This is a genomic window from Bacillus sp. FJAT-42315 (genome assembly GCF_002797375.1).
GTDB lineage: Bacteria > Bacillota > Bacilli > Bacillales > Domibacillaceae > Bacillus_CE.
Genome location: NZ_KZ454941.1, coordinates 3,190,978 through 3,208,186, shown reverse-complemented (window position 1 = coordinate 3,208,186; position 17,209 = coordinate 3,190,978). Strand labels below are relative to the sequence as shown.

At 36.0% G+C, this 17,209-nt stretch carries 13 protein-coding genes; all 13 read left to right on the top strand.

Features of this window, described 5'->3' with window-relative positions; genetic code table 11:
• The 13 genes from CEF22_RS15680 to CEF22_RS15615 all read left to right on the top strand — a co-directional run bounded on the left by CEF22_RS15680 (position 1) and on the right by CEF22_RS15615 (position 17,208).
• Entirely contained in the window at positions 1-2,418 is a 2,418-nt protein-coding gene (locus tag CEF22_RS15680; RefSeq protein ID WP_100403601.1) for a dynamin family protein, read from the top strand.
• A gap of 1 nt (position 2,419) precedes the next feature.
• Positions 2,420-3,628: a hypothetical protein gene (locus tag CEF22_RS15675; RefSeq protein ID WP_157843252.1), complete on the top strand. Its 1,209-nt coding sequence runs from the start codon at positions 2,420-2,422 to the stop codon at positions 3,626-3,628.
• On the top strand, positions 3,628-7,485 hold the full coding sequence (locus tag CEF22_RS15670; protein ID WP_100403599.1) for a coiled-coil domain-containing protein: 3,858 nt from the start codon (positions 3,628-3,630) through the stop codon (positions 7,483-7,485). Before CEF22_RS15675 ends, CEF22_RS15670 begins: the two co-directional genes overlap by 1 nt.
• A 21-nt stretch (positions 7,486-7,506) precedes the next feature.
• The gene (locus CEF22_RS15665; protein ID WP_198508080.1) at positions 7,507-7,764 is read left to right on the top strand and encodes a hypothetical protein; all 258 of its coding nucleotides are present in this window, start codon (positions 7,507-7,509) and stop codon (positions 7,762-7,764) included.
• A 436-nt stretch (positions 7,765-8,200) separates the two neighbouring features.
• On the top strand, positions 8,201-8,914 hold the full coding sequence (locus CEF22_RS15660; protein ID WP_100403597.1) for a hypothetical protein: 714 nt from the start codon (positions 8,201-8,203) through the stop codon (positions 8,912-8,914).
• Positions 8,915-9,036: 122 nt separating this feature from the next.
• On the top strand, positions 9,037-9,294 hold the full coding sequence (locus CEF22_RS15655) for a DUF2533 family protein (RefSeq protein ID WP_100403596.1): 258 nt from the start codon (positions 9,037-9,039) through the stop codon (positions 9,292-9,294).
• Positions 9,295-9,462: 168 nt separating this feature from the next.
• Positions 9,463-10,410, top strand: a complete 948-nt coding sequence (locus CEF22_RS15650) for a sensor domain-containing diguanylate cyclase (RefSeq protein WP_100403595.1) — start codon at positions 9,463-9,465, stop codon at positions 10,408-10,410.
• Positions 10,411-11,153: 743 nt separating this feature from the next.
• Positions 11,154-11,324 (top strand): hypothetical protein, encoded by a 171-nt coding sequence (locus CEF22_RS18595; protein WP_157843251.1) that lies wholly within the window; start codon positions 11,154-11,156, stop codon positions 11,322-11,324.
• Positions 11,325-11,931: 607 nt separating this feature from the next.
• The gene (locus CEF22_RS15635; protein WP_100403592.1) at positions 11,932-12,363 is read left to right on the top strand and encodes a hypothetical protein; all 432 of its coding nucleotides are present in this window, start codon (positions 11,932-11,934) and stop codon (positions 12,361-12,363) included.
• Positions 12,364-12,466: 103 nt separating this feature from the next.
• On the top strand, positions 12,467-13,573 hold the full coding sequence (locus tag CEF22_RS15630; protein ID WP_100404043.1) for a serine hydrolase: 1,107 nt from the start codon (positions 12,467-12,469) through the stop codon (positions 13,571-13,573).
• Between the two features lie 235 nt (positions 13,574-13,808).
• Positions 13,809-14,714, top strand: a complete 906-nt coding sequence (gene hprK / locus CEF22_RS15625) for an HPr(Ser) kinase/phosphatase (protein WP_095479598.1) — start codon at positions 13,809-13,811, stop codon at positions 14,712-14,714.
• Between the two features lie 15 nt (positions 14,715-14,729).
• Positions 14,730-15,269, top strand: coding sequence for a hydrolase (locus tag CEF22_RS15620; RefSeq protein ID WP_100403591.1), 540 nt, complete (start codon positions 14,730-14,732; stop codon positions 15,267-15,269).
• Between the two features lie 202 nt (positions 15,270-15,471).
• A complete protein-coding gene (locus tag CEF22_RS15615) occupies positions 15,472-17,208 on the top strand; it encodes a methyl-accepting chemotaxis protein (RefSeq protein WP_100403590.1) in 1,737 nt (578 codons plus the stop codon).
• Position 17,209: the final 1 nt, after the last annotated feature.

The window sequence follows — 17,209 nt, the reverse complement described above, 5'->3', positions numbered from 1 at the left end:
ATGCAATCATCATTAGCAGAAATCGAAGAAATCGCACAGTTTCTTCAAGATGGTCAAGCATTAGAAACAATACATTTACTACAACAACGTGAACAAGAAAAGGAATTTTACATGCCTATTCTTGGACAATTTTCTGCAGGGAAATCGAATTTAATTAATAACTTAATAGGACGTAGAATTTTACCTACAATGCTTAGGGAAACAACAGCATTTACGACTTTCCTTTATTATGGAGAGGAAGAGTATGCAGAAATTGTTACAACAAATAAAGATGCTTACCGTTTTGCAATTGACAAGTTATTATTACTTAGTCAGCGGGAACTAAATCATGCACAATCGGTAAGTGAAATTATTGACATCCCACTAATTAATAACTCAGATATTTTATGTATTAATGTATATATTCAGCATGAATTATTTAAAACTGGATTAGTATTTGTAGATACACCAGGCTTAAACACGATTATTAAAGAACATGAAAATCATACCTTGGACTTATTACCAAAATCTCATGCGGTACTTTATGTGCTCGGGAAAAGTTTAACTGCAGCAGACGAGCAACTAATTCGAATGATTCAACGATTAGGAATCGAAATGGTATTTGTACGAACGAAATTAGATAGCTTACGTAAAGGCGAAGGTGACACAATTGAAAAAGTAACAAGTGAAGATCAGCTTGCCCTACAAAAAGTAATTGGTTATTTCCCGGATTATTATGCCGTGACAAACGAAGAAGATTTGTTACTGGATGTTAAGTGGAGCAGTCGAATGGCATTACTTCAAGTATCCTTAAAAGAAGATTTTACGAAAGCCCTTGAGCAAAAGAAACAGAAAAGTATAGAGCTTCGTTTAGCACCATACAAAAAATCATTTTTAGAAAACTTGAAGCAACGTCAACAACAGCTTTTAGTAGCAAAATCAGTTGCAGACAATGAAATCGAGCAGAAAATAAGTCAATTAGAAGCTGATATGGAATATGTACAATATCGTATTAGTAAGCAGAAAAAATCAATTGAAGATCGTTTTAGCTTAATTGAGCCAGAGTTAAAATCGAAATATAGCCGATTTATGAAAGAAAAAGTACAAGTCTATGAAGAGGCTATTCAAAAATACTCTAGAGTTGAACAATTGACGGAAAAAGCACAAGCTGAGGGCTATGCAATTTTAGATAATGTATCAAAGGAACTGAGTTCCATGACAAACGAGCGACTATCTAAATTTTTAAAAGTTATAACAGAAGAAACAAACGCAGATTTAAAAGACAATAAACATGAACAATTCGAATTAGATGGCATCGACAAAATATCACTACAAGTTGAAGTGCCATCAGTTGACTATGTTTTCAGTGAAGGGGAATATATTCAATCTAAAATTGAAGACGAAATGAACTATGCCAATCAACTAATTCTAGAGTTAGAAGAGTTAAAGAAAAAGCAACAAAACATGGAAGGCTTAGAGTCACAATATGCTGAAGAAATTGTTACCTATCAGCAACAATTAGATGAGTTAGGCCCTTATCAAGCACAGTACACTTTAGAGCAATCGATTGAAAACCAAGAACGAATGCGCAAAATCGGTAATATTGTAGACTGGGCGTTGGTATTTATCCCTGGTAAAGCTTATACAACAATGGCAGGTAAAGTAGCAGGTACTTTAAAAAAAGTAGATAAAGCTTCAAAATACTATAATATTGCGCAAAAAACGATTTCTAGTGTTGAAAAAGCAGGGAAAATCTTATCAAAAACAGATAAATTAAGAGATGGATTGAAAGTTGCCCAAAGTGTACAGGAAAATTTAGATAACCATCAATCGAATATTAAAGATAAGACGAATATTTTAGATTTAATTTCATTAGAATATTGGTTTGGTCAAGTTGGTCGAATGATGGATGGACCTCCTAAAGAAGTCATTGATGTAGAATACGAAAGGCAATATCGTGAAGTTGAATCCGAAGTTAAAGCACGTTTTGAACAAGCGAAACAAAAGGAATTGCTACGTCATGAACAATTGGGACTTTTAAAATCCCATAAGGAACGTATTCAGAAAGAGCTAGAAATTCAACAACGCCAACATGAACAACTTCAACAAGAATTAGAAGAAGCAAAACAACGCAGTGAGCAATATGCATTAAAGCAAACCGTTGTTGTTTACCGTAAACAATTAGTAGCTTCTTTTGAAGAACAAGTTCAGCAATTATTCAAGAGATATTCGGAGTTTTTACATTCATATTTACAACGATTCATCGGTCATGTACCGAACGTAATTGCGATGCAACTTCAACAGCAATTATTTGTTCAAAAGCAGCAACTTCAGGAATTATTAACACAACGTCAACAAGGAGCAGAGCAACAGCAGCAATATGAAGCACAATTGAATGATTATCTTCAATTTATTTCAGAGCCTGTTGCAATTAAGTAAAATGAATATTAAACAGTTATTATTTAAGCAAAAACCACTTTTTATTATTGGTGACAATACCTCAGAACGATATGAGCTATTTCGATCATATAAATCCCCAAATAACTGTTTGCAAAATTATTGGTATACACAAAGTGATATTTTTAAAGATACAACTTGGGTGCTGTTTGGTAGCGGCACTCAAGATATGTTTATTTTAGAGAACAATGTGATCCATCCTTTTGAGGAACACGAAGTAAAAAAAGGTGGCAGCATTATTTGGGTACCAATTGATGAAACACAAATACCACCTGGAGTTGTCATAGTTTTACCACCGTATTTTATGAATGAGAAAAAACAAAAGGAGTATTATGACAATTCATCTCTTTCAATGAAAGACGCTCGTTTTTTATGGACAGAATTTTATCCCTATGGAAAGGGAGATACGTCGAAAAGCATTAAACAAATTATTGAACTAGCAGAATCAAAAGTAGAAGTTTTGATTTGTTTAATTAAAACAAATCGTAAGTTTTCTGCTAGCGATCTAAGTAGTGAAAAAGAAGCAATTATGCATGCTCGCAGATTTTTTGTCCATAAGGGTTTTTCAGTTTCGAAGAATGTTGCATCCATGCCTTTAGGGAAAGAATTTTTAAAGGAAGCGCTAATTAACCGCAAGTCTTTCAGTCAAATGGTATTAGCACGCCAACTAGAAACAGTGGAAGATTTACGAGGCCAGGTACAAATAATACTTGAAGAAGATATTAAAATGGAACTGGAAGTGTGTAATTTAGTTGAAAATTTAGAGCTTTGTTTTGATTATCTTAACTGGAAAAGCAGTAAAGATACCGTAATTGATTTTTGGTGGAAAGAAATTAAATTATTTTATGATTCAGGCATTAAGAAAAATATAATCAATATGCTGAAAAATAACTATAATTTAACTTTAATAGCAACGCAAAAGGAAATTGATAAATATTTCGAAGATGCTTTTTCTATTATTTGGAATAAAATTCAACGAGATATTCTTGCTAAAAAAATTAGTGTTCCGATGCTTGCAAAATCTTCAAGTGCTCATGAATATAATGTGAAAATTGCTAAAGCAAAAGCAATTATTAAAACTACTTTTGTTTCTGCTTTAAACAAACAGTTATATCCAAATATCCGCTTATGTTTCGATATATTATTGAAACAATGGGATGAGCTTGAAACAAAAGTAAAGGAGAGAGTTTGATGAACGCAATGTATAGTGCAATTGCATTTATTGTGGTCGTTGTTTTAACGTATCCACTATATGAATCGTTCGGTGGTATAGCATTTGCAATTGCTGGGATTAGTGGCATTGTCGTAGCTTTTTTAAGCTATCAAGTAATGTCAAAAAAGAGTCAGCAACAGCAGAAAGACTTGAATCAACTTGCAGAGCTTTTAAAGAGCTCTAATGATGAAGTAGTGAAAAGCTTAAAGACACATAATGAGCAAATTGATGAAAACTTGCAGAGTTTAACGAAAGACTTACATAATAAGCTGGAAAAATCGTGGGGTTCTTTACAGGATATCACGCAAAAAAATCATAAGCAATCAACAGAGCAAATTCATTGTATTATTACGCAAGTAAACGATGTACAAAAAATACAGCAACAAAAGCAACAAGAGCTATTTGATTTGTTAGAGCAAAAATGGAAAGAATCAAAACAACAATATGAAAACTGGTTTGAGGATCAACAAAAAGCAAATAAAGAAGCACTGAAGGAAAATGAAGACATATTCAAAAAATTATCATCTACCCTTCAATCTGGTCAACAGCATCTGGTTGAATTAATTGATACGACGCAAAATGGCTTACTAGATAAATTTAAATCAATTAACGACGAGCAATTAAAAATTCGCCTAGAAGAACAGCAAAGCTGGCAGGATTTATTAGCTCAAATGAAGGAAAAAGAAAGTGCCTTTGAAACCTACTTAAATACGGTGCAGCACAATTTTGATGAAGCGCAAAAATTATTAGGCCAAAATATTTTAAGCAAATTAGAAGCAACAAATAAAGGATTAATGACAGCTTGGCAAACATTGCAGGAAAATCAGTTGTCAATTCGTGAAGAAGAGCGGAACGAAGCTCAGGCAACACTATATGATTTCCAACAAGCGGCTAGTCGCATGAACGATAACCTTACAGCAACATGGGAAAAAGCTCAACAAAATACGTTGCAAATTCGAAAAGAAGAACAGCAAAAATTTGAGCATATGATCACAGTTATAGAAGAAAAAGAACAAGTATTCAGCCGATATTTACAACAGTTTGATGAAAAAACAACAGAATCTCACAATAATTTTGTAGAGCTTACTTCGGGCGTTACAAATACGTTATATACTAAATTAGTAGACCTTTGGAAATCAACGCAACAAGAATATAACGAATACTTAACAAATCTAAAATCAAAAGAAGAAGAAAATCAACAAACGATTATTTCGTTATTAGAGACAAAATCAGAGCAATCAAACAGCATTTTACAAGAGGTATGGACAACAATCCAACAACAAATGAATGATTTGCGCCAGCAAGAACATGACCAATTAACAGCTACAATCGCAGAAGTATCTACTACTAATAACGAAGTAAATCAACAGCTTCTTGAAAATTGGCAAACTGTTCAAGATCAACTACTACAAATACGAGATCAAGAACAAGAAAAATTAACAGTTACACTCGAATCTTTAAATTCAAAAGGTGAAGAATTTAGTCAATATTTACAACATCTTGGAGAGGTAACTGAAAAATCACAGCTTGAACTTTTAACTGCTGTAACTTCACAAAATGAACAAACTAGCAATAAATTATTAAATGTTTGGTCAATCGTTCAAGAAGGTATTAAAGTAATTCGTCAGGAAGAGCAAGAGCAGCTGAAACTCACTTTAGGTGCTGTTGAGCAGCGTGAACAAGCAATGGCTGGCTATTTACAACAATTTAAAGAGGAGACATTACAGCAATCAGAAAAAATTGTACAAGCTGTTGCATCGACGAACGAAAAAATAGGCTTACAACTGCGTGACCTTTGGAATGACACATTGGTATCTTTCGCAGCTATGCGCGAACAAGAACAAGAAAAACTAGAAGCAACATTAGCAGCGATGGAGAAAAAAGAGCAGGCATTTACATCCTACTTAGTGGAAGTAAAAGATACAACTGCTCAAACACAGCAAACGCTGATCGAGGCAGTAGCAGCAACAAACGCCGAAACGAGCAACAGTCTGTTAAAGGCATGGAATACGGTGCAAACAGGTATCCTTGCACTGCAACAAAAAGAACGAGAGAAATTACACGCAACACTTCAAGCAGTGGAAGAAAAAGAGCGTGCTTACAGCGAGTATTTAGTAAAAGCACAAGAACACGCAGAACTTGCCCAACAACAATTACTGCAATTGCTGGATAAAAAAGTGAACGAACAAAACTCCGCACTACTTTCAACTTGGAACGAGTTACAAAACGATGCAAAACGTTTAAGAGAACGAGAGCATACATCTATCCTTGAGATGTTAGATGTAATCGAAGAAAAAGATCAATCAATGAAAGAGCATTTAGTTTATCAGGCAGTAGTATTCAAAGAGGCACAAAAAGACTTCAAGCAGTCCTTTAATGTCCAAACACAAGCGTTATATGATGAGTTATTTACAGTTTGGAATAAAACGCAAAATGAGGCCGCTGAAATCCGCCAAGCGGAACAACAAATTCTTACGGATATCGTAGAAAACTTAAAACAACAAGAAGAAAAATTCCAATTGTATTTAACAACATCGTTAGAAACGCAACAACAAGCACAACAACAAGCACAACAACAATTCCAAGAAAATTTAGAACAGTTCCAAGAGCAGTCTTTAAAATCAAACGAACAGTTTGTTTCAACAGTTTCAAAGCAATCTGAGGCAGTAAACGATTCAATTTTACAAGTTTGGAACGGAACACAAGAAAAATTATTAAAGCTTCGTAATGAGGAACAACAAACATTGCAACGTGTAATGGCAAGCCTAGAAGAAAAAGAGCAAAACTTATTTGTTAATGTTGAGAAATTACAAAAACAATTAGCTAATCAAGCATTAAATAGTACAGAAGCTGTCAACGCAAAACTGTTAGAAGCTTGGAACAATGCACAATCACAAGTACTATTACTTCGTCAACAAGAGAGGGAACAGTTAGAAAGCGTCTTAACAAGCGTAGAACAAAAAGAACAAGCTTTCACGAATTATTTAGAAGAGCTTACAGAAAAAACAGAAGAAGCTCAGCAACAATTTACTAACACTGCGGACGAAACAGTGAAGAAAACAAATGCTCAAATTACTGAAAAATGGACTACAACTCAACAACAGTTAGTCGAATTACGTTCAAAAGATCAAAAAGATGTACAGAAGCTGATTTCAAAACTTGATAATCAAAGCAATATGTTTATGAAGCAATTAGAACAACAACATAAAACATTTGATAACGCACAACAATACTATGGAAAAGCAACAGAAACTATAGAGGAATTCACAGGCAGAATTGTTAACCAAACGAAACAAATCGATGAGCAACATGAGCGTCTAGTACAAGCACAAGAAATGCTAGAAAAATCGATAACAACAACATTAAAAGATATTCTAGGAAACCATAGTGCTGTATTAATAAATGCTGAGAAATCCTTAAAAACAGCTATTGATGTATTACAAAAAGAAGGTTTAGAAAATCAAAAAGCTCTCATCGAGAATGTTGAAGTAATGGTTGAAGAAGTTACAGATATGAGAAACTTACAAGAGGAGATTCTGAAAGACTTAACTGCTAAATTAAACATAAATATGCGTAACCTAAATGAAGCTATTACTGAAAGTACTTATAAACAAACAAGATCAGTTGATAATTATACAATGAGTTTAGAAGAAACATTAAATCGCTTAGATGCATTAATTAATAGTGAACAAAGTGCACAAAAAGAATTATCAACACAACTTCGTGCACAAACTTCGGAAATGAAAGAAAGTGCAAATACATTACGAAACACATACAACGAATTAAAAGCAATGAATAAAGAAGATATGAAAATTTTAGCTGAACTTATTAAATAGGTGATTTTTATGAGTCAAAGTATGGATCAATTACAGCAGTCAATTGTATTGCAACAAGTGCTAGAGCATAAAATAAATCGTATATTTTATAATGAAGAACTGACGCTAAAATTAGCAATGAGCCTTCAGAAAAAAGGACCAGCAGCAAAAAAAATAGAAAAAATCGAAAAGTTAATATCAATCATTGAAATTTGTATTGTAAATGAGCAGTACCGAAGAGCTATGCGTCTGCTTGTGGCATTAGATATAGTGGAAAAAGACTTAATGAAAAATCTATAGTCGATCTCAAAACAATAAATGCGCCCGGTATCTTTAGAAAAAATCGGTTTTATCTTAAAAATAGTAAAACACTCGCAAATGTTGTTAGGTCAACGTTTGTGAATACTTTTTGTTTTGCAGGAAAACGGCAGTTTTAAACGTGGTGGGAAATTAAGCTTGATTTATATAATACTCCGAATCCCCAGTTAACCACAGCTGGGGATTTTCCACATTCCACAATACGTAAAAGTTCCTTCATCCTCCACCCCAAGTACACAATACGTCCAACCAAATATTTATGATAAAGATACCGGGTTGTTCATTAATAGTTAAATATAGGGGCGAAACATTCATCTAATAGATTAGTAGAGAGGAGACTATTTCATAACACTTATCATTAACTACAATGAACAACCTTCCATAAATTTTGAGATCACTAAGAGGAGGAGAAGACGGAATGAAAAAAATATTATGGCCATTTATCATGTTGTTGTCGATTGTTGTTCTTACGGGGTGTGGGACGCCTCAGCCGGAGGAGGTTGATACGTATCGTGCCAAGCAATTAGTGGCATCTTATTATGGGAGTTTTGATAAGATGTTAGGCAGTAGTGAGGAGGAGGAAGAGTTAACGGATTTTCAAGCGTTTTTGCGTGATATGGGGGATTACGGGAATGTGATGCGAACAACACGAATTTTAGAAGGCCAATCTCTTTCTCGTCGGGCATTAGTGAATGATCCACAAGCAATGAGGAAGCTTTCGTTTGCGTGGGGAGAAGGAGATTTGAAATACCATTTTCAGCTTCCGGGTGATGAAGAAAGATGGGTAACGGGAACGTTTAGTGCGACAACGATGACGACATATAATCTGTCTTATCTTGTTAATCTTCCTGCTAAGTTAATAGCTAATATCAGGTTAGATATTTATATGTGGAAAAACGCCGATGATTTCGAGAGACTTACCAATATTGTAGCAAAGGGCTCAGCGATAACATTCATTGCTTTAGATATTTTTTATGCGATCATAGGTTTTTTAGTTGCTATTATTATGCTTCCCATTGGTTTGATTTTAGGCTTTCTCACTAGTCCAATACAAACGTTTTTAGATATTTTTCCAGTATTGTTTGATTCACTTAAAACATTGTATTATGCAGTCCGTAACTTATTTTATTGATAACTAGTTACTAGCTACTTTCGATAAAAATATCGAAAATTAGCAATTTGCAATCTTTAGTTTTTTATATGAACTTGTTAATATAGAATGTAGCTATTGAACAAATCATAGGAGGTACGATCATGAGTGTACATAAAGACCTTATATTACATGCTGAAAAGCAAAATAAATTGTATCGAGAGTTTGCTTTGTTGGACGAGCAGCGGGAAGCGTATATTGAAGAGGCTGTGGAGCTGTGCAAAGCGGGGAAGGAGTTTACGACGGATCGCATTAATGAAGTGACGGAGCAAATTAATGTGTTAGCGAATCATCGCTTGATCCCAACTCGTAAGGTAGTGACGCCTGATATGGTTCGGGAGTATGTGGAGAGGTTGCAGTAAGCAAAAAGTCGGCATAGCTTGATATATGAAGAAGGTACGGCCTTTTCCTGAGTATTTCATCGGGGAAGGTCGTTTTTTTAGATTGGCTCATCACAGGTTATCAAATATTTGGTTAGGTAGTTTGATACAGTGTAAATGTAAAAAAAATCGGGGATTGAGGGCGATCAGATGAATAGTCTCTATATCGGAATAATAACTGGTTTTCTTGTTGGTGTGTTATCTATGTACGGCTTGTTAGGAACTAGAAGGAAACGAAAGCAGCAAAACCACCTCGAATTATTAAATTATTCAAAGGACCTCTTATATTATTATGAGCTGAAACCGAAGCGCCAGTTCAAGTATGTGTCTCCTGCGGCAAATTTGTTTTTTGGTGAGGGAGCGGTAGAACGAGCTTATGAAGACCCTGATCTTCCTTTTCAGCGTATTCACCCGGATGATGAACAGCTTCTGAAGAAAAAGATTAAAGGTGAGTTGAACTATGAGGAGCCTATTATTCAAAGATGGATCGACCATGGTGGGAATTATCGTTGGTATGAAGATCATGCTACGCCCATTTATAAAGCAGGAGAGTTAGTTGCCGTTCAAGGAGTGGTTCGCAACATTGATGAGAAAGTGCGGCTACAGCAAGAGTTAGAATATCGGGTGTATCATGACAGTTTGACGTCTATTCATAACCGTGAGTTTTTTGAACGGGCGATGACAACGTATGATGAAGAAGTGGATATTTCCGTGGGCATTATTTTATGCGATTTGGACCAATTAAAATATTACAATGATCATTTTGGGCATAAAGTGGGCGATGAACTAATTATTGAAACAGCTAAGCTATTGAAGCATTTTGCGAATGAACAAACAATTGTAGCACGAATTGGTGGCGATGAATTCGTGTTATTAATGATCAGTGCAACAGAGGCAGCTGTTAATAATCTAATGACTCAAATCACAACGGTCATTGATGAGTATAACAATAGTCAGAACGAGCGATCCATCCAGCTATCCATTGGCTCTGCTTACCACCCCCATTCTTTTGGACAAATGACGCAGCTGTTTGCACAAGCTGATGCACAGATGTATGCGGATAAATCAGAGCGGCAGCAGGTTATGGCAGAGTCTTAAAAGAAATTTTTTATTTGCGACTGGCCAAGGTTATTCTAACGTTATTAAAAGCACGTTCTATTCAATGGAAGTTGTTTTTTGTTTTTATGAAACCAAATGCTGGATAATTCGTATATGTTATTAAAAGGTGTCTCAGTTAAAAATGATATTTTAGATAGCTATTGGGATATTTCAAAAGATATATTGATGTTTTTTAAAAGTGAAATATGTGAGGGTTATATGAAGAAGTGAAGGGGGAGATCAATCAAAGTAAAGTGGAGGTGAACTAATGAAAAAATTACACTCATCAAAAGATGTGGCTTGGAATAGCATAACGATGCCCATTTTCTCTGCGCTTTCGCTTATAGCTTATTAAACCGTTTCGGGGCGTTGCGCAAAAATACCCCGAAACGTTAAATCAGTGAGAAATCAACTCTGATAGAGGGAGGCCAGTATAAGTATCTATGAAAAAAACATTAGGAATTGTTGTTGCATTTATTTGGGTAACTTTATTTTTTTACTTTTTTAACATGTTCATGCCTAAGGGTATTTTATACTTAGTAGTTTCTTTTCCAATTATTTTTATTACAACTTTTTTTACTCTAAGGAAGTCCGGCTTTAAGATTTGAGACTCTCATAGTTTGTGGATTTAGCCGTGGGAGTCTCAAAATACTTCATGAATATTATTATATCCAATATAGTATTAAGGGGTTTTATGAAGAAGTGAAAGTGTGGACCAATCAAAGTAAAATGGAGGCGAGTCTATGAAAAAGTTAGACAGTATATTAATTACTTTTGTAGTGTTGGTATCGATTTTAATTTTTGTCATCCTTCAAGGGAGACTGGATACTGTTTACATTTCATTGATTATTTTAGCGTGTGGATCAGTGATTGGTATAGTAAGGAGAACGATATTAAAACCTTCTGAGGAATAATTTAGAAGTAGTTACAATAATAAATTCACTACAATAAGGTGAAATACATACGGGAGGCATACGATGAAGTTGAATTCTCGGAAAATACTAATTGTTTCATCTGTTATATTTTTATTTTTCATATCTTTAGTTACATATGATTATTTGAAGTTTGATGTGTTCAACTGGTCAGAGAATTTTTTAAAATCTTTCATTATCTCAGCTACTATAATACTTTTAAATATGTTGTTTAGAAAGAACAAAAAAGCTTTATGATAACTATTTTGAGTGTTACTTTCTCTATACTGTATGCAATTTTAGCATCGATCAGTGTGAAATTTATTATTTATTCTTTCAAGAAAAAGTTTCCTTATGAATTAGGTTTTTTCGTTTCGGCTATTTTTCTAGGTGGCTTCTCTTTCCTATTTTTACGTTTAGATACGGCTTATTTCATGTTTAACTCTTTTTTAAAAGCAGGGGTTACTATAAGTATGGTTCAATTGTTTTTGTTATCAGTACTAATCATACTGAAAAGGACGAGAAAGAATATTTATGTGAAAGTCATTAATCGAATCGATCATATTATTTGAAGCTTGAAGACTAATTGATTGGTTATAGGGAGAGGCGAATGGGAAGAACAATTAATGTTGTCATCATTGCACTATTAATGATCGAATGCCTGCTCTTATATTTTTTCCAGAAGAAATATGCAGATATAATGGGCACAATTCATGTTACAATTTTTTATGTGGTGGCTGTTTTAGCCAATATCATTTTTATTTTTAGTGAGAGAAAGACCGCACGGTTCACGATCAGCGTATTGTCAGTGTTGTTATTATTGGTTATTCCTAGCTATTTCTTTATCACAAAGCCTCAATATGAAGTGAATAAAGCTTTAGAGATTCTAGAAAAAGATTATCAAACAACGATGGGGTTTCATCATAATCAAAAACATCATGAAGACCAAGTCTATGTGTTTTATTCAGAAAAGTTAGATGCCTATTTTTATTTTAATCCGTACACAGGAGAAACTGGCGATCTGAAACAAGATAGCTTATAAGCTTTGTTAAGAGCACTTTCCATGAGCGGAAAGTGTTTTTGTTTTTCATGAAACCAAATGCTGGATAATTCGTATATATCATTAGGAGGTGTCACGGTTGAAGATGATACTTTGGATAGGTATAGTGATTGTCGTTACTATCATTTTAGTAATTGGAGTTGGCATTTGGATGTTTCAAAAGGATGATCCTGAATATATTTTGGAGTTTTTAAAAGAGAATGCTGAGCATAAAAATGTTGCATTATCTGTCCAGCATAATAAGGAAAAATGGGTAGAGGTCAATGGTGGGGAGCCGCTTCCACTAGCGAGCACAGTCAAAGCGATTGTAGCGATTGAGTATGCCAAGCAGGCAGCGGATGGACAGGTTGATCCGCAACAGCCAGTAGCATTTAAGGAATTAAATGCTTATTATGTCCCAAAAACGGACGGTGGTGCGCATGAGGCATGGATCGATTCTGTAAAAAAAGATAAAGAGATTGATAGTGTTTCTTTGAGTGAAGTGGCAAAAGGAATGTTTGCTTACAGCTCTAATGCTAATACGGACTATCTAATCCAAGTGCTTGGGCTTGAAAATATCAATCGTGTTCTTGAAGAGGTCGGTGTGAAAAATCATGAAGCGATTTATCCGATAGTCAGCACACTGTTCGTTCCTTTGCAGCTTATGAGAGAGAAGAATTTATCGAAAGAGGAAACGTTGCAAGCAGTAAAAGAGATGGATATGGCTGAATATCGTGAGCGATCTACCGCCATCCATCAACAATGGCAAAACGAGCCGCCTTCTGATGAAGAGAAGAAGCAGTTGGTGAAAATGCTCGATATGGATTTCCAAAAAGTTTGGTCTGATCGTTTAACGCGAGCAACGACAGCAGACTATGTAGCGATTATGGAAAAGCTCAATAGCAAAACATTTTTCAAGAAGTCCGTCTATGAACATCTAGATCCTGTTATGGAATCGTTAATGAACAATCCGAAAAATCAGGAATGGCTCGAACATGCCGGCCAAAAAGGTGGATCGACTGCTTTTGTGCTTACGATGGCGATGTATGCTACTGATAAAAAAGGGAATCAAACGGAACTGGCTTTTTTCGCAAATGACTTAAATTTATTTGAACAAAAGAAGCTTTCACGCAATATGAATAGTTTTCAGCTCAAATTTTTAACGGATGATGAATTTCGTGAACGTGTTCAACGAGAGTTAGCTAATCTTTAAAAGGGGTGTGACGAATGCTAGGGGGAAACGAAATTAATTCGTACGACACCTTCTATTGTTATGGGATTGTTAGCATTGTTGACAGGGTGTTACATATTAACGGACTTTGCTTCTTTCGCTAATACTGTGGCTGTAGCATGGATTGCATTGGCTATTGTATCAACGTTTAAAAAATGAGGGGGATTTTGCTGTAAATCTGATATAATTTGTGGTATTAAAGGAGTGTGTGGGTGGCATGAAGACAATCGAGGTAGAGCAGCTTGTTCGCCATTTCTCGTTGGAGGTTGTGGCGGGCGGAGAGTATTTGAGTCGTCTGATCATCAAGTCAAAGACAACTCGTCCAGGGTTAGAATTTATTGATTACTTTGACTTTTTGCCAATGGAGCATGTGCAAGTTCTTGGTCGAAATGAGATCAATTATTTACAGCAATTAAGCGTTGAAGAGCAGAAGGTGCGGATCGGCAATATTATGAAATATAACCCTCCGTGTATGATCGTCACTGGGAAGCAGGAGGAGCTGACGCATTTAAGGCAATGCTGTGCGCAAGCGGGGATTCCTTTATTGCGGGCGGAGGGGCCGACGACGGTCTTTGTTGCGAAGCTTCATACATATATGTTGAAAATGCTCGCTCCAGAAACAGCGATACATGGTGTTTGTGTCAATGTTTCTGGGATTGGTATTTTACTGCGGGGGAAATCGGGAGTCGGCAAAAGTGAAACGGCTCATACGTTAATTGGTCGCGGCCATCGGTTAGTGGCGGATGATATTGTCGTGTTGCGGAAACTTAGTCCGCGAACGTTGCTTGGGACTCATAATGAAACGAATAAGGAATTTCTTGCTTTGCGGAGCATCGGTTTATTAAATGTTGTGCGTTTGTATGGTAGGAAGGCTTTTCAAGATGAAACGCGAATTGCGCTTGATATTGAATTAACGAAATGGGAGGACAATTCGTTAAACAATGAACTAGAGGTGGAATCGAAGTTTACCGATTATATGGGTGTGCAAATTCCACATGTGCAAATTCAGCTTCAGCCAGGTCGGGATGTGGCAGGGTTAATTGAAGCGGCGGCGAATAATTGGTATTTAAGGCAGCAAGGATATAGTGCCGCGGAAGAATTTATGAAGCGTTTGGATTTTTAAAAGGGAGTGAATGATATGCTGAACAAAGATGAAACGGTGTTTGTATTAGTTGATGTCCAAGGAAAGCTAGCTCGTGTTGTTCATGAGAGTGGGGCGATGATTCAGCAGCTACAGAGGCTGATTAAAGGGTTACAAATTTTAAACGTCCCGATCATTTGGCTTGAGCAGTATCCAGAAGGATTAGGAGCGACGGTAGAAGAGCTTGCTGACGAGTTGCGAGGACTTGAGCCGATTAGCAAAATGACATTCAGTGGCTGGAAAAATGAACAGTTTAAGCAAGCGGTGGAAGCGACAGGGCGGAAGCAAATATTAGTTGGTGGCATCGAGACGCATATTTGTGTGTATCAAACGAGTGCGGAATTGAAGGAATCAGGTTATAAAGTGCAAATCGTCGCAGATGCGGTGTCTTCACGGACGTTAGCGAATAAACAAGTCGGTCTTGAAAAAATGAAAGCGCTTGGCATTTTGCCGACAAGCGTGGAAATGGCGTTATACGAACTATTACAATCAGCGGATACAGCTGCATTTAAAGAAATATTGAAAGTGGTTAAATAGGTGCAATCTAAAAAACGGCGAGAGACTACAAGGTAGGAGCTTCTCGTCTTTTTTCTGTGAAAAATTAAAATCAAATGGTTATCAGTTGTTAAAAAATGTTCTTTTTTTCATGAAGAAAGTATGAAGAAAGGAAATTCTTGTAGTTGGAAAGTCTTGATTTAAGTAAAATAAGCATGACAGCTAAAGGGAAAGGAATCTTTGTATGAAAAACAAAACGATTAAGACGAATTTAATTGCTTTATGTTTAATTTTACTAGCAGTCCCTAGTCTTTTAATCGGGTCGATGGGCTTTTTCACAGCTAAAGGTGAACTGAACAAGGCCGGAGAGAAGAGTTTAAAGAATGATGTGCGTTATGTATTGGCGATGATCACCATGCTTGATCAACAAGTCAAAGATGGAAAGCTTGAGCTAGAAGATGCACAGGAACAAGTGAAAGAAACGATTTTAGGGAAAAAGAATGGGGATGGAACGAGACCGATTTCTGATCGGTTTGATCTAGGTGAAAATGGTTATGTTTATATCATCGACGATAAAGGAAATGAAATAGCACATCCATTTTTAGAGGGAGAAAATATTTGGGATGTAAAAACGAAAGATGGTACGTATGCTAGTCGAGAGATTGTGAAGCTTGCAAATGAAGGTGGAGGCTTTATTAAATTTAACTGGCCACTACCTGATTCGGATGAGTTGGCCGATAAGATTACGTATACTGAAAAGGACCCGCATTGGGGATGGATTGTTAATGCTGGTACGTATATGATGGATTTTAATCAAGGGGCAAATAAGATTATTTACACGTTATTGCTTACGTTAGGAATAGCTTTAATTATTGGTTCTGTAATCATTGTTATCTATTCCAAACGTTTAGTCACTCCGATTATGAATGTGGAAGTGGCGATGAAAGAAGTCGCTCATGGGAATTTATTGATTGAAAAATTTGAGGTGAAGAATAAGGATGAAATTGGTCGTTTAGCGATTCATTTTCAAGAAATGACGGATGAATTGAAAGAAATTATCCATGATGTTCGTTCTCATTCAGAGCAGGTGGCTGCAGCAAGTGAACAGCTAAGTGCCTCTTCTGAAGAAACAAGTCGTGCGACGGAGCAAATTTCTTCGGCGATGCAGGACATTTTTACGGATGCCGATCAACAATCAAAAAATGCAAATGAAACTGCACAAACCGTAACTGAAATGAAAAATCAAATTGTATCCATTTCTCAACGAACAAAAGAAACGGTGGGAAGTATTCATCAAACTTCTAAGCTAGCGAATGAAGGGAAACAGTCGTTAACCGATGTGACGAATCAAATGAAAACGATTGATCGTACAGTGGATGATTTAGGTGAAGTGATTGAAGTGTTATATCAACGTTCTAAAGATATTGCGAGTATTTTGCAAATTATTACAGATATTGCGGAGCAAACGAATTTATTAGCATTAAATGCATCAATTGAGGCCGCACGAGCAGGAGAGCACGGGAAAGGATTTGCTGTGGTGGCTAGTGAAGTTCGTAAGCTTGCAGAGCAATCAACGGCCTCGGCTCAGCAAATTACGGAGATCATTCGTCATATCCAAGGCAATACATTGCATGCAAAAGAAACGATGAGTGTGGCTGAGGGTGAAGTGAAGAGCGGTATTCATTTAGTTGATGATGCCAGCACCAATTTTGGTGAAATTCGTCACGCGTTTGAACATGTATTAACGGAAATGGATGAAATAGCTTCAGCAGCTGTTGCACTTGAGGCAGACACCTTAAGTGTTGTTGCTTCTGTCAATCAAATAGCAGACGTATCAGCTGAAACAAGTTCGAATACAGAAACGATTGCCGCTGCGACAGAAGAGCAAATGGCTACAATGGAACAAATGAATGCTTCGTCGTTGTCGCTGGCTAAGTTAGCTCAAGATTTACAATTAAGGTTAGGGAAGTTTAAAGCGTAGT